The sequence below is a fragment of the Halomonas sp. McH1-25 genome (genome assembly GCF_022348165.1).
Classification (GTDB): Bacteria; Pseudomonadota; Gammaproteobacteria; order Pseudomonadales; family Halomonadaceae; genus Modicisalibacter.
Window position 1 is genome coordinate 411,284 of sequence record NZ_JAKRFI010000001.1, and the last position, 12,862, is coordinate 424,145.

Consider the following 12,862-nt stretch of genomic DNA (forward strand, 5'->3'; position numbering starts at 1 on the left):
CCTCCCGGCCGCTCCTTGCCGACGACGATGCGTCAGCCAGCGACTCGACGAAGATCCGGTGGTGTTTCGAAGGTATGCAGCGGCGCGGGGCTCGGTACGCTCCACTCCAGGTCGGTGGCGCCATCCCACGCCTTGGCCGGTGCCGTCACTCCGCCTCTCACGCACTTGATGACGACCCACACGAACAGCAATTGCGAAAAGCCGAACAAGAAGCCGCCGATACTCGAGGCCATGTTGAAATCGGCGAACTGCAATGCGTAGTCGGGAATACGTCGGGGCATGCCCGCCAAGCCGGCGAAGTGCATCGGGAAGAACAGCAGGTTGACCCCGATCACCGACAGCCAGAAATGCCAGCGTCCAAGGCATTCATCCGGGTAATGGCCGGTCCATTTGGGCAGCCAGTAGTAGACGGCCGCCATGATCGAAAATACGGCCCCGGGCACCAGCACATAATGGAAGTGCGCCACCACGAAGTAGGTATCGTGGTATTGGAAATCCGCCGGCGCGATGGCCAGCATCAGTCCCGAGAACCCGCCGATGGTGAACAGGACGATGAATGCCAGCGCAAACAGCATGGGCGTCTCGAAGGTAATCGAGCCGCGGAACAGCGTCGCGATCCAGTTGAAGACTTTCACCCCGGTCGGCACTGCAATCAGCATCGTCGTGTACATGAAGAACAATTCGGCAATGAGCGGCAGACCCACCGAGAACATGTGATGTGCCCAGACCAGGAAGGACAAAATGGCGATAGACGCCGTGGCGTACACCATCGAGGCATAGCCGAACAACGGTTTGCGGGCGAAGGCCGGCACGATCACCGAAATGATGCCGAAAGCCGGAAGAATCATGATGTAAACCTCAGGATGCCCGAAGAACCAGAACAGATGCTGGAAAAGTACCGGGTCGCCGCCGCCCGCCGCATTGAAGAAACTGGTGCCGAAGTTGATATCCAGCAGCATCATGGTGATCACCCCCGCCAGCACCGGCATGACGGCGATTAGCAGGAAGGCCGTGATCAGCCAGGTCCAAACGAACAACGTCATGTCCATCAGGCGCATGCCCGGTGCCCGCAGATTGAGAATGGTCGCGATGATATTGATCGCGCCCAGAATCGAACTGATGCCGGCCATGTGCATCGCCAGGATGAAAAAGGTCGTCGAAGGTGGCGCATATGTCGTCGAGAGCGGCGCGTAGAACGTCCAGCCGAAATTCGGCCCACCGCCCGGCATCAGCAGTGTCGACAACAGCAACAGAAACGCCACCGGCAGTAGCCAGAAGCTGAAGTTATTGAGCCTGGGCAGCGCCATATCCGGCGCCCCGATCTGCAGCGGCACCATCCAGTTGGCGAGCCCGACGAATCCGGGCATCACGGCGCCGAACACCATGATCAGACCATGCATGGTGGTCATCTGATTGAAAAACTCGGGCCTGACCAGTTGCAGCCCGGGCTGGAAAAGCTCCAGCCGGATCACCAGCGCCATGGCGCCGCCGATCAGAAACATGGTCAGCGAGAAAATCAGGTAAAGCGTGCCGATTTCCTTGTGATTGGTCGTCAACAGCCAACGCAGCGGACCACTTGAATGGTGCGCGTCATGGTCTTGAACGGCGGTTCCGCCGGCCACGTTCTCGCTATGCTCTAGCCTTGCCTTGAGCGGTAACTTGGGGGCCATGACGTCTCCTCCCGGCTTGGTTATGCCATGCGTCGGATCGAGGATCCTAGGGTGAGAGCTGCGCCTGGATGGTCGACGGCTGGATGATATCGCCGGTGTCGTTGCCCCAGGCATTACGCTCGAATGTGATCACCGCCGCGATATCCACGGCATTCAAGGTGCCACTGAAAGCCGGCATTGGCGTACCGGCGACACCGTTGACGACGGTGTCGATATGGCCTTCGAGATCCTCCAGTAGAGCCTGGTTGCCCACCAATGCAGGAAACGTCGGCGGCAGGCCTTGCCCTTCGGGTTGGTGGCAGGATGCGCAGATGGAACCGTAGACCTGCTCGCCTCGTTCCATTAATTCCGGCAGGGTCCAGTTACGATCGACACCGCTCGCCGCAGCGGCAGCTTCCTGCTTGCGCTCGGCCAGCCAGGCATCGAATTCATCCTGGGCCATGGCATGAACGACCACGGGCATGAAGCCATGATCCTTGCCGCACAGTTCGGCACATTGACCGCGATAAATGCCCGGCTCGTCGATACGCGTCCAGGCTTCGTTGACGAATCCGGGGATGGCATCCTTCTTCACGGCCAGGTCGGGTACCCACCATGAGTGAATGACATCCGACGAGGTCATCAACAGTCGTACCTTGCGGTCCACGGGAAGAACGAGAGGCTGATCGACTTCCAGCAGATAGTTGGCATCCTTTGCCTGTGTCCCGTCGATTTGTTCGCGCGGAGTAGTCAGGTTGGAAAAATAACCGACGTCCTCGCCGACATAATCGTAATGCCAGCGCCATTGATGCCCGGTCACCATCACTTCGAGGTCCGCTTCGGAAGCGTCGTACATATGGCGCAACGTGGCCGTGGCCGGGATAGCCATGGCAACGAGAATCAATAGCGGGATGGCCGTCCAGAAGATTTCGACGGTGGTGTGCTCATGAAAATTCGCGGCCTGCGCCCCCTTTGACCGCCGGTAACGGAACAGCGAATAGAACATCACGCTGAACACGACGGCCCCAATCACGACGCAAATCCAGAAAATGGTCATGTGCAAGCCATGGACATGACGGCTGACTTCCGTCACCCCGACCGGCATATTCCAACCGTTGGCCAAAGCGTTGCGCTCGAGCCCAGCCAGCCCGGTAATCAGGGCGGCAAGAACGTATGTCTTGCGCATCGGCTCCTCCATGATTGTTTTAATGAGTCGGAGCGAGGGGTAGAGCTAGATTAGGACGTGCTTGTCGAAGTATAGAAGAAGGTTCGGTGATTTAGCGGTCGCCACAGACGAAAGATTAATTTGCGCTATCGGGATGCGAGCGTGGCCACCAGCAAGATGGCGATGACCAGCGCTACGGCAAGCACAATCCCGGTCATGATGAAGGCAACCGGCTTTCCCTCACTGAAATCGTGCTGTCGCTGGCGCTCCTTCTGTACCCCAAAGAACGCGGCCAATACCGATTTGACGACGCCCCACATCGTGCCTCCTACCTGCAGTTTCGTCAGGCTGGCTGGCTAAACTTGCCTCTTGTGGAGCGTAGCCGTTGACCGCACGTGGCACACAGTGGATTTTCAACGAGAGACCGGCTGAAACTATGCCATCAAAGCCCGAACAGCCTGACGATCAACGGCAGCAGGAAGGCCGTCACCATACCGGTCAACCCCATCGCCAAGCCTGCAAAAGCGCCGGCCATGGCCCCTAGCGAAGCAAACGACTGCGCCGTACCGAAACCATGGGCAGCCAAGCCCATGGTAAACCCCTGAACGCTGGGGTCCTCGATGCGCAACTGGCGAAACAGCCAGGGCCCCAGCGCGCATCCGACCGAGCCGGTCAGAAGCACGAGCCCCGCTGCCAAGGAAGGGATACCGCCGATCTGCTCTGCAATACCCATGGCAATGGGTGAGGTCACCGAGCGCGGGGCCAGCGACAGCAACGTTTCATGACGCGCCCCCAGCAGCAGGCCGATGGCCAGGGTCGACGACACGGCAGTCACAATGCCGGTCAGGCAGGCAAGTACGATAGGGACAAGCATGCGCCTAACCCGCTCGCGATGGTCGAACAACGGTATCGCCAACGCCACGGTTGCCGGCCCAAGCAAAAAGTGGATGAACTGCGCCCCTTCGAAATAAGTGGCGTAATCGATACCAGTTAGGAGCAAAAAACCGATTAGCAAGACAATAGCGACGATAACGGGGTGTGCGAAAGGTGAGCCCTTGGCAAGTCGATTGATGCGTGTCGCCAAGGTAAAAGCCACTAGTGTCGCCAACAGGGAGAGCAACGGATTCCCGGACAGGTAAACCCAGAGCTTGTCCAGCGCCGCCAGATTCATTTACCGCCCCCCTTGGCATAGCGCTTGGCCAGGCGATCCAGCACCTTACCGGTTACCGCCAGGGTCACCGCCGTCGACACAACCAGCGTGACGACCAATACCCAGAAATCCGCCTTGATCAGCTCGAAGTGCACCATCAAGCCAACGCCGGCAGGCACGAACAATAGCGTCAGGTAACGCAACAGTCCTTCGCCGGCGAGACGCAGCGAATCAGGAACACGACCAAGCATCAGCAGGGCGAGCAACAACACGACCATGCCAAGCACCGGTCCCGGCACGGGAATAGCCAGACCACGAGACAACAGCTCTCCCAGAAACTGACAGCCCAACAGCACGCTCATCCCCACGATCAGTGGCATGGCTCTCCCCTGCAGTCATATCAAGACGGCGCATTTTACTACGAAAGTCTAGCGCGGTGGTCGTGAGCGAATACGTCTTGACATCGCTACGCCAAGCGCTTGAAAGAAAAGCGAAATACAAGGTTGCAATTGGCAGGAAAAACGTTAGTATATGCCTCGTTCGCTGCGGGGGCTCCCGCAAGAGTGAAGATGACGGAGCGTGGCGCAGCTTGGTAGCGCGCTGCAATGGGGTTGCAGAGGTCGCAGGTTCGAATCCTGTCGCTCCGACCAGAAAGATTAAAAGAATCAGCCGCTTACGGTAAACACCGAAGCGGCTTTTTCTTTGTCTCCCAAAATTTTCCCAAAATATTCTGAAAACTCACCGCTACAGCCAACCCTTCCCCATCCTTCGCCTCAAGTAACCTGTAAGTCCATACAGAACATCGCCGCAATCGAAGCCATCACGCCTGACGAGCCGGCCGATGCTGTCGACCTGGCTCGCCTACCCCAGAAAGAGCGTGGCATGGTCAATGAGCGTACAAGGGCCGCGTCGCAGCGCTGAACCAAGCTTCAACACAAACAGAAGCCACAAAAAACATTTTTTTACAAAAAAAGTAGTTGATATCGTTGCGGACGGCCATATTTCATGATTGCCGAAAGGCAGAACCCTTCGAGACGGGATGCCGCTAATCGGATCCCGTAGCAGAAGGTATGACTTCGCTAGCCACTAGGGAGGACATATCTATGAACCCTGCATTCTCACTGGAACCGCTCTTCCGTCATTCCATCGGCTTCGATCGCTTTAACGATCTATTCGAGCGTGCGTTCGAAGGAGGCGCTACGTCTAGCTTCCCTCCGTACAATGTCGAGAAGCATGGCGATAACGAGTACCGGATTGTGCTGGCCGTCGCCGGCTTCACTGAAAAGGAGCTTAGCATCAAGCTCGAGGGAGGCGTGCTGACGGTTTCCGGCAACAAGACCGATGAGAAAGGCGAGGAAAACGTCTCCTACATGCACCAAGGCATCGCGCACCGTTCCTTCAAGCTGACTTACCGGCTTGAGGATCACATCGATGTACAAGGGGCCCGTCTGGAAAATGGCCTATTGTTCATCGACCTGTTGCGCGAAATACCTGAAGCGGAGAAGCCGCGCGAAATCGAAATCAATGCAGTCGGTCAAAACCAATCTGGGGTCCGGCAACTCGAGTCCAAACAGGGCGAACGGGTACAGGAGCCGGCCCAGATGAAGAACACAGCATAATGACCACTTCGTTATAGAGCCCCGTTTTGAACTGTTCCCCTACTAAAGCTGGGCGGTTCATCTAGGTGGCACCCAAGGCCTGAGTCCTGTACTGCACAGGACTTGGGCCTTTTAGTTTCATCTTTGTACGCTTGTGGTTGCAGTAGTGAATTTACTGGAGAGCCGCCGGCAAGCCAGAGCGCATAATTAGAGCAGCGTGAGCTTGGGATCGTTGAAACTCAGTCTAGCCCGATATGATTTCCCGTGAGTTCACTGAGCTTCGCGAAAAAACACCGAGCATCCCCAGGCCTACCCGACAAGGCCAAGCCCACGTTTTTCGATCAGAGCGTAGAACGCAGCTCTAGAACTGGTATATCTCGACATCATCGATATACAGCGCTCCAACACTGACATCGAACATGTTGATGATGAAAGCGACGTGAGTGGCCCAATCAGGCGCAGGCTTACGCACGAGTTGCTGGTGGTGTCGAACCCACCTCGTCGTGACTGCCGCCAGCGCTACGCCGCTGCAAATCCTTTCAGTCTTGGCAATCACGGGCAAACCATATTGGCTGAAATGTGATACCCCTACGTATGCTTGTTCCGCATATGCAGTTCCGGTCATTCCCACCGCAAACCGATAAAGGTATGAAGAATTATTCAAGGTGCCGGCTTTTTTTACCGGCACGAGCAGCATTATCGCCGCATTGCTTCCACGCCCATATTTCACCTTGGCCGCCTTGAAAGCCTTCGATCCGCTGCAGGCTACATCGGTACTGTTGGATAATGCTAAATTGTCTCCGGTTAAACGGTCAGTGATCGCAGCAGTGTCGTTTGCGATCAGCCACTCTGCTGGGGCATTCCCCTGATTACCGCCATCCAGAACCAGATTCTCACGCGCCGATAGTAGCGTCGATACCAGATAATTCCCCGTCCCGTCGATCACGCCTGGATTATCGATATAGATCGCCCCGTCGCCCTGTTTGAATCGACCAGTCGTTGTTAACAGCTTCAGCAGTTTAACGTCGCGTAAAAATACGCCCATCGCATCAGCGGACACGTCAAACAGCGCTGGGACATCAAGGTCACTGTTCCAGCCTAGAATCTCTCCACCAACGATAACGATGCGCGACGTTTCATGAGAGCCACAAATGTAGGGAATCGCAGTTAGCGGATTGCTGTCATTGTTGAACTCTTGGTGACAGCCATATAGCTCAACGGACCCCGACTGTGCATGAACCAATTGACCGACATAGTCCACCGAGGTACCGAATAGCCGGATGGCGCCATTGTTGTTATCGTTATGTATGGCCAGTCCGCTGGATGTGGCGACTGCTCCGCCGTAATATTCGATGCCCTCCCCGTAGTTTGCGAACCCACTAGGCATGTCTATATGGACGGCACACCGTGTAATGCTACAGTTGTAGTTATGTACGATATAGGCGTTCTGCTGATACACATCGCCATAGCCGAACTCCTGCAGCTGGCGTGATCGAGTGGAAAATACGCCAAGCGAGCCTTCAGGGCTATTAAAGAGAAATGCTGTCACATGACTGTGTCTACCCGGCCCTATGACGTTGATTCCGCTGAGGCGATCTCCGCCCAGATAGGAAAGACTATTTACCGTTTTATCGCCTGAATTGTACAGCCTAAGAAAATAATTGCCTTCGACATTGGGTATACCTCTGGCATCGATATGAGCACCATCGGCATGACCGGCCAACGTGACATAAGCCAAATCGATGCTAGTTTGCGCTGCAGTCCAAGGAGAAAAATCGCGCGACAAATGGATGGTCGTACGCTCACCCAATACGGTTTTGACATAATCCTGAGCCGCCATGAGCTCATCCCTTGATGACACCCATATGCCCTGGTCAAGCAACCGTTCGTTAAGCTTGCGTTTATCGAAGCCGTTGGAAACATGGATGTTTCCCAACTCGCCGGCAACGCTAGCATAATCGACGTCTGTGTCGGCACCAGTAGCCGCATGACTCGTCTGATTGTGCGAGTGCGCATTATCGGCAACCGTCAAAACAGCACCAGCCCGTAACGCCTTGAGAACGAACCTACGCCGCGCTCGATCCACGCTATCTCCAGTGGCCTTGGCCATAGAATGACATTCGCCCCCTGCCAAATCGGGTTCAATAGCTTCATATAGCATATAGCGGCACAACCTGAGACAAGCATCCGATTCAGTACGCTTCAGGTCCGTGTCCCGGTCCATACCCGCTGACAAGGGCTCACTGGGAGCTGTGCGGCCTTTGGCAACGACTCCTCGCACGCCTGCATCTACCCTATAAGTCCTATACCTGTCGGTAGCATTAGGCTGCAGTAGTACTCCCTCCCTAAGCACAAGAGGCAAATTAGTGGCAGGCAAACACCAAATACTTCATCTACACTGGCGCAAAGCAGGTAAATACTAATTTAGGAGGGAACAATGAAGACGTTTGACGGTACAGCCGTAATGCCTGCCGAGGTGCAGCCATGAGCATCGTCAAAACCAGCGCTATCATTTTAGGGCTTATGATTGCAGCCTACGCCTTGCTGGAAAGTGGCTCTGAAGAAAAGGCTCCACTTTGGGAACCAAGGGATGCCATTCCCGGCGCCTCCGAAGAGGGACGCACCAAGTGGCAGGGCAAGAACGAATAAGTCCAGCCAGAGAATTTGTAAACCCAGCTCGTTCAAGGCACGCTCGTTGATGGTACGTATACCGACAACCTCAGGAAGCCGCCATGGGACGAGTCGCATTACTAGTGATACTGCTCGCTGGGGCAGTCATCTTATACAGGGCCATGGATCAATCACCAACGGAAATCGAGACAGCGCCACTGTCGGATTGGGACATGCGCCAGGCGATACAGGAGGCATCGGACAACGAGCGTAACCCTTGGAACGGCGACGGATAGACCAGCGGCCTATACGCCATATAACGGTATACCCATCAAGATAGCAAAACCTCCTCGAAGCTGTTCTCGACAAAGTTTGCAACCAATACGAAAACCGGATGACCAAAGCTCACTACAGGTAGCAATTATTCAAAGACAAACGATAGCCATGCGCTAATCATCAAGATTAGCCAAAAGGACTAGAAGAATGTAACTGGAATGTTTCAATCAAGCGACTAGACTGAGCCTATCTGAAACATAAACCAACGCAGGGAAGCAGTGATGGGACGAGTCGCTTTGCTGGGCGTGCTGCTCGTCGGAGCAGCATTGACGTTCATCGGATTGAACGCATCCACTACCGAAGTACAGCAGACGGATCCACTCGCAGGCTGGGACATGCAACAAGAGATCCAGAAGGCATCGGAAACCGAGCGCAACCCCTGGAAACGAAAGCTAGAACTGTAGTTCTAGCTGCCGAATGGGCAGGTTGCCCAGCTCATGTGTAAACGCTGGTCCAGCCCGGTTTCTTTTCTAAACATTTTCCTTTTTGCAATCATTGGATCGTCTCACTAACCTTAGAGGCACGGTAAGCAGCGGCCAAGGACAGGCCGCCAGTTCAGGGAAGAGCGCGGTCAGGAAGACCGGCACTCGGGAAAGAAGGCAGTGACGAAGGCAGGATGCCGCTTAGGTGCCAAGGATCCCGTAACAGCTTACCTTTGGCAGAGGAAAACTTCTGCTCCAGCCCGGCTCTCTCCTTTTTGAGGCCGGGCTTAGTTTATGTATGGGCGCTACGCTCGATCTAGCGTTTTATAGCTACCCAGCCAATCACCTCGTCGGCCTCCATGAGCGTCAAGTTCTGGGTATGAAAGGCCCCGGTATCGATGTACAGCACATTTCCCAGGCATAGGGGGTGAGGAACGATGGTGTGCCCGACGACGACGCCATCGATACCCGAGATACACGTCTCATCGCGGCGCTGAATCCTCGAGCGACCCCAAACCATATCGTGCTCATGGCGCGCGCCTTCGGATTCAAGCATCGCCCAATCGGCCGGTGGCTCGGCATGGACCATGCCAATCCTATGACCTTTCACCTCGACGTCACGTGCGTAAGGCAAGTGTTCCAAGGCTCGCTCCAGGCAAGCTCCGACATCGCTCGAGGCACAGCGGTCTGCCCAGTCCCCGCCATTCATCATCCAGAGCCGCCAGGCCCTGCCGCCTTCGTTCAGGGCCTGGTGCGCCAATATTTCATGGTTGCCACGCACCCCGAAGAACCACGGCTCGAAAGCCAGGGCCAGGCAGGCCAAGCTGTCAGGGCCTCGGTCGATCAGATCACCGACACAGAACAGCCGGTCGTTGGCACGATCGAATGCTACCCGCTTCAACGAGGCCTGCAGCAGCGCAAATTGGCCGTGAATGTCTCCAACGAAGAAATCCCGGCCCCGGTCGTTCGGGCCATGCTTCTGAAGCATTCTTTCCCCTAGGTATGGCTGGCAATGAGGAGATCCTTACTCAGCGTAGGCATAACCCGGCGCCAGGCAAAACCGCCAAGTGCCATTCCAACGACGGCAGGATGCATGACAGAACATAAAGGCCCTGACCAAGGATTGGCAGGGCCTTTCCATTATGCATCGTTCAATCACTCATGATTCATCTCCCAGAACGTCGGCAAGGCGGCTGAGAAAGTGCCCGACGGCAACCGTGTCGCTCAAACGATAGCTGGCAGCCGTGTCCTGCGTAGTATCGCCGACGAACAGCCCGATCCCGCCCCGCTCGCGTAGCGCCATGAAGGCATCTTCGTCGGTTTCGTCGTCGCCGATGTATATCGGCACGACGCCCTCCTCCGCCAGGCCGAGCGCCTCGATCAACCACGCGACGGCCTTGCCCTTGTCCCAGGGCAATTGCGGGCGCAGTTCGAAGACTTTCTTGCCACCGGTACGGCGTAGTGGCGGTTGCTCACCCGCCACGGATTCGACGGTCGCATCAACGCGATCCACGTCGCGCTCGGCGACCAGCCGGTAATGAACGGCGACGGCAAAGCGCTTGCGCTCGACAAGGGCGCCCGGCACCTCGGCCAGACGGGCCCGAAGTTGCGCCTCGGCCTCATCGAGGGCCGGCAGGAATTCCGCGGCACGTTCGTGCTGCATCTGCAGGCCATTGGGGCCGACGATGTCGAAACCGTGGCTCCCCGCATAGACGAGGTTATCGATCCCTACCAGCTCGGCTACGTTGGCTCGGTCGCGTCCGCTGACGATGGCGACGGTACAGCGCTCGGCCAGCCTTTCGAGGGTATGGCGCATGCTTTTGTCGAGGACGGCCAGTTCCGGCCGATCGACGATGGGTGTCAGGGTACCGTCATAGTCCAAGAATATAGCCGGACGCTCAGCCCCCAGGGACTCGACGAGGCGGTCGAAAGCATCCATGGCATCCGGCAGGGAATCGCCGTGCACCCTATGGCCCGGCATCAATTCGGCCAGGTCGTCGACTACGACATCGGCGCCATGAGCCAATAGCTCGTTACGCTGTTGGGCGTGATCGACACCGATCACCAGGCCGATACCTGCCTTGTCGGCGGCCTTGACGCCGAACCGGGAATCTTCGACGGCAAAGGCCTCTCCCGGGGTCACCGACAGCAGGCTGGCTGAATGGCGGAAGATATCGGGATGCGGCTTGCCCTGCAGCCCCAAGCGCTCGGCCTCGATACCGTCGACCACGGCATCGAACAAGTGATCCAAGCCGGTCCTGACGAGAATGTCCTGCGCATTCTTGCTTGATGAAATCAGCGCCGTCTTTATCCCAGCCTTGCGGATCGACTCGATGAAAGCCACCGACGATGCAAAGATCTCGACTCCCTCTGCTCCCAGAAACCGTTCGAAATATCGCTGCTTGCGATTGCCTAGCCCACACACGGTCTCTTCATCGGGAGCGTCCCCGGGCGAGCCGAACGGCAGCCGTATGCCGCGGGACTCAAGAAAATTACTTACCCCGTCGTAGCGTGGCGCGCCGTCGACATAGCGTCGGTAGTCTTGGGGATCGAATGCCTGGAAAGGTTCACCGTCGCGCTTGGCACGCTCGGCGAGATAGCCGTCGAAGAGCTTTCGCCAAGCCTGGCAATGGATACGTGTCGCATGGGTCACTACCCCGTCCAGATCGAAGATGCCGGCCCGATAACCGGTCGGCGTTACATCCTGTGGCGAGCGCCTTGGCTGTTGCATCGCTAATCCCTGTTTCTGTCCGTTCACGGAGTCGTGTCGATAGTGTAGTTGGCCGCTCCGGCGTAGTGTCTTCCAGGCCGGACGGGGGTCGCGACACGGCCCTGGGGTCAACTGGGCGCAAACGCCACACGACGAAGGAAGCATCGCTATGGTCTACGTTCCTATCGTCAACGCCAGCAGACTGCATTAGCATCAGCAGGTTGATTCACAATAACGCAGGGACTCGAATCCATGGGATATGCGCTTAGCTTGGCTATCGGTATCGCACTGCTCACGCTGGGCGGTGAAACGCTGATTCGGGGTGCCATCGCCGCCTCGCGGCGGGTCGGGGTTTCCCCCTTGTTGACGGGCCTCGTCATCGTAGGGTTCGGCACCTCTTCGCCGGAACTCGTAGTGTCCATCGATGCCGCAATGAATGCCCAACCGGACATAGCCGTGGGCAACATCGTCGGCAGCAATATCGGCAACATTCTTCTGATCCTCGGGCTGTGCGCCGTGATCACGCCAATGACCGTCCAGCCCTTGGCCCTGCGACGCGATGGCCTCGTCGTGGTGGTCGCCAGTGCCCTGTTCATCGTGCTGGCATTGAGTGGCGGCCTCGGCCGAGTCGATGCGCTGATTTTTTTGGTCGGTTTGGCTGCTTACCTGGTCTGGGCCTATCGCAGCGAAAGCCGTCAGCACATACCGGCTGGCGACATGCATGCCGCAGAAGCCGAGGAGATGACGGCGTTGCCACGCCGTTGGCTCACCATCGTACTGGCCATCCTGTTCGGCCTCGGCCTGTTGATCGGCGGTTCCAGGCTGCTTCTTCACGGCGCCATCGGCATTGCCGAAGCCATGGGCATACCCGAGACCGTCATCGGCCTGACGCTGGTGGCTGTCGGGACTTCACTGCCCGAAATGGCGGTGTCGGTGATCGCCGCCTTGCGCCGACATGCCGATGTCGCCGTGGGCAACATCCTCGGCAGCAACATTTTCAATGTGCTGGGTATCCTCGGCATCTCGGCCATCCTGCAACCCTTGCCGATGGCCGAGCGCATCCTGGTTTTCGATCAGTGGGTCATGCTGGGTTCGGCCGTCGTACTCATGGGCTTTCTTTACACCGGATTGCGTCTGTCGCGTGTCGAAGGCGCCATTCTGCTTGGCAGCTATGTAGTCTATGTCTGGCTGAGTTTCATGTCGTTCTGAAGCGCCAGCGGAG

12 protein-coding genes, 1 tRNA gene and 1 pseudogene are annotated in these 12,862 nt (G+C 56.9%); 5 read left to right on the forward strand and 9 right to left on the reverse strand.

The window, feature by feature from the left end:
- Positions 1-32 precede the first annotated feature (32 nt).
- The 5 genes from ctaD to MHM84_RS02060 all read right to left on the reverse strand — a co-directional run bounded on the left by ctaD (position 33) and on the right by MHM84_RS02060 (position 4,344).
- Positions 33-1,670: a cytochrome c oxidase subunit I gene (gene ctaD / locus MHM84_RS02040; RefSeq protein WP_239261925.1), complete on the reverse strand. Its 1,638-nt coding sequence runs from the start codon at positions 1,668-1,670 to the stop codon at positions 33-35.
- A 46-nt stretch (positions 1,671-1,716) separates the two neighbouring features.
- On the reverse strand, positions 1,717-2,835 hold the full coding sequence (gene coxB, locus MHM84_RS02045) for a cytochrome c oxidase subunit II (protein WP_239261927.1): 1,119 nt from the start codon (positions 2,833-2,835) through the stop codon (positions 1,717-1,719).
- Positions 2,836-2,960: 125 nt separating this feature from the next.
- Positions 2,961-3,134, reverse strand: coding sequence for a DUF2970 domain-containing protein (locus MHM84_RS02050; RefSeq protein WP_239261929.1), 174 nt, complete (start codon positions 3,132-3,134; stop codon positions 2,961-2,963).
- A gap of 122 nt (positions 3,135-3,256) precedes the next feature.
- Entirely contained in the window at positions 3,257-3,985 is a 729-nt protein-coding gene (locus MHM84_RS02055; protein ID WP_239261931.1) for an LrgB family protein, read from the reverse strand.
- The gene (locus MHM84_RS02060; protein WP_239261933.1) at positions 3,982-4,344 is read right to left on the reverse strand and encodes a CidA/LrgA family protein; all 363 of its coding nucleotides are present in this window, start codon (positions 4,342-4,344) and stop codon (positions 3,982-3,984) included. The genes MHM84_RS02055 and MHM84_RS02060 overlap by 4 nt, the downstream gene beginning before the upstream one ends.
- A 193-nt stretch (positions 4,345-4,537) precedes the next feature.
- Here MHM84_RS02060 and MHM84_RS02065 point away from each other — a divergent pair.
- A tRNA-Pro gene (locus tag MHM84_RS02065) sits at positions 4,538-4,614 on the forward strand.
- A gap of 453 nt (positions 4,615-5,067) precedes the next feature.
- Positions 5,068-5,583: an Hsp20 family protein gene (locus tag MHM84_RS02070; protein ID WP_239261935.1), complete on the forward strand. Its 516-nt coding sequence runs from the start codon at positions 5,068-5,070 to the stop codon at positions 5,581-5,583.
- 61 nt (positions 5,584-5,644) lie between these two features.
- Here the strand turns inward: MHM84_RS02070 and MHM84_RS02075 are convergent.
- Both MHM84_RS02075 and MHM84_RS02080 read right to left on the reverse strand, forming a co-directional pair.
- Positions 5,645-5,734 (reverse strand): annotated as a pseudogene (locus tag MHM84_RS02075) (IS3 family transposase); the annotation flags it as partial.
- Between the two features lie 189 nt (positions 5,735-5,923).
- Positions 5,924-7,672 carry a hypothetical protein gene (locus MHM84_RS02080; RefSeq protein WP_239261937.1) on the reverse strand — a complete coding sequence of 583 codons (1,749 nt, stop codon included), beginning with the start codon at positions 7,670-7,672 and terminating at the stop codon, positions 5,924-5,926.
- Positions 7,673-8,046: 374 nt separating this feature from the next.
- Between MHM84_RS02080 and MHM84_RS02085 the strand changes: the two genes are divergently transcribed.
- Together MHM84_RS02085 and MHM84_RS02090 are read left to right on the forward strand one after the other, a co-directional pair.
- Complete coding sequence (locus tag MHM84_RS02085) at positions 8,047-8,211, forward strand: hypothetical protein (protein WP_239261939.1); 165 nt, start codon at positions 8,047-8,049, stop codon at positions 8,209-8,211.
- A gap of 518 nt (positions 8,212-8,729) precedes the next feature.
- Positions 8,730-8,912, forward strand: coding sequence for a hypothetical protein (locus MHM84_RS02090; RefSeq protein WP_239261941.1), 183 nt, complete (start codon positions 8,730-8,732; stop codon positions 8,910-8,912).
- Between the two features lie 334 nt (positions 8,913-9,246).
- Here MHM84_RS02090 and MHM84_RS02095 read toward each other — a convergent pair whose 3' ends face one another.
- A complete protein-coding gene (locus MHM84_RS02095) occupies positions 9,247-9,918 on the reverse strand; it encodes a metallophosphoesterase (RefSeq protein WP_239261944.1) in 672 nt (223 codons plus the stop codon).
- Between the two features lie 171 nt (positions 9,919-10,089).
- The gene (otsB, locus tag MHM84_RS02100) at positions 10,090-11,661 is read right to left on the reverse strand and encodes a trehalose-phosphatase (protein WP_239261947.1); all 1,572 of its coding nucleotides are present in this window, start codon (positions 11,659-11,661) and stop codon (positions 10,090-10,092) included.
- Positions 11,662-11,892: 231 nt separating this feature from the next.
- On the opposite strand from otsB, the gene MHM84_RS02105 reads away from it, so the two are divergent.
- The gene (locus tag MHM84_RS02105; protein ID WP_239261949.1) at positions 11,893-12,849 is read left to right on the forward strand and encodes a calcium/sodium antiporter; all 957 of its coding nucleotides are present in this window, start codon (positions 11,893-11,895) and stop codon (positions 12,847-12,849) included.
- Positions 12,850-12,862: the final 13 nt, after the last annotated feature.

Coding starts and splice junctions, on each gene's coding strand:
- ctaD (WP_239261925.1), bottom strand. CDS start 1,670: ATGGCCCCCAAGTTACCGCTCAAGGCAAGGCTAGAGCATAGCGAGAAC.
- coxB (WP_239261927.1), bottom strand. CDS start 2,835: ATGCGCAAGACATACGTTCTTGCCGCCCTGATTACCGGGCTGGCTGGG.
- MHM84_RS02050 (WP_239261929.1), bottom strand. CDS start 3,134: ATGTGGGGCGTCGTCAAATCGGTATTGGCCGCGTTCTTTGGGGTACAG.
- MHM84_RS02055 (WP_239261931.1), bottom strand. CDS start 3,985: ATGAATCTGGCGGCGCTGGACAAGCTCTGGGTTTACCTGTCCGGGAAT.
- MHM84_RS02060 (WP_239261933.1), bottom strand. CDS start 4,344: ATGCCACTGATCGTGGGGATGAGCGTGCTGTTGGGCTGTCAGTTTCTG.
- MHM84_RS02070 (WP_239261935.1), top strand. CDS start 5,068: ATGAACCCTGCATTCTCACTGGAACCGCTCTTCCGTCATTCCATCGGC.
- MHM84_RS02080 (WP_239261937.1), bottom strand. CDS start 7,672: ATGGCCAAGGCCACTGGAGATAGCGTGGATCGAGCGCGGCGTAGGTTC.
- MHM84_RS02085 (WP_239261939.1), top strand. CDS start 8,047: ATGAGCATCGTCAAAACCAGCGCTATCATTTTAGGGCTTATGATTGCA.
- MHM84_RS02090 (WP_239261941.1), top strand. CDS start 8,730: ATGGGACGAGTCGCTTTGCTGGGCGTGCTGCTCGTCGGAGCAGCATTG.
- MHM84_RS02095 (WP_239261944.1), bottom strand. CDS start 9,918: ATGCTTCAGAAGCATGGCCCGAACGACCGGGGCCGGGATTTCTTCGTT.
- otsB (WP_239261947.1), bottom strand. CDS start 11,661: ATGCAACAGCCAAGGCGCTCGCCACAGGATGTAACGCCGACCGGTTAT.
- MHM84_RS02105 (WP_239261949.1), top strand. CDS start 11,893: ATGGGATATGCGCTTAGCTTGGCTATCGGTATCGCACTGCTCACGCTG.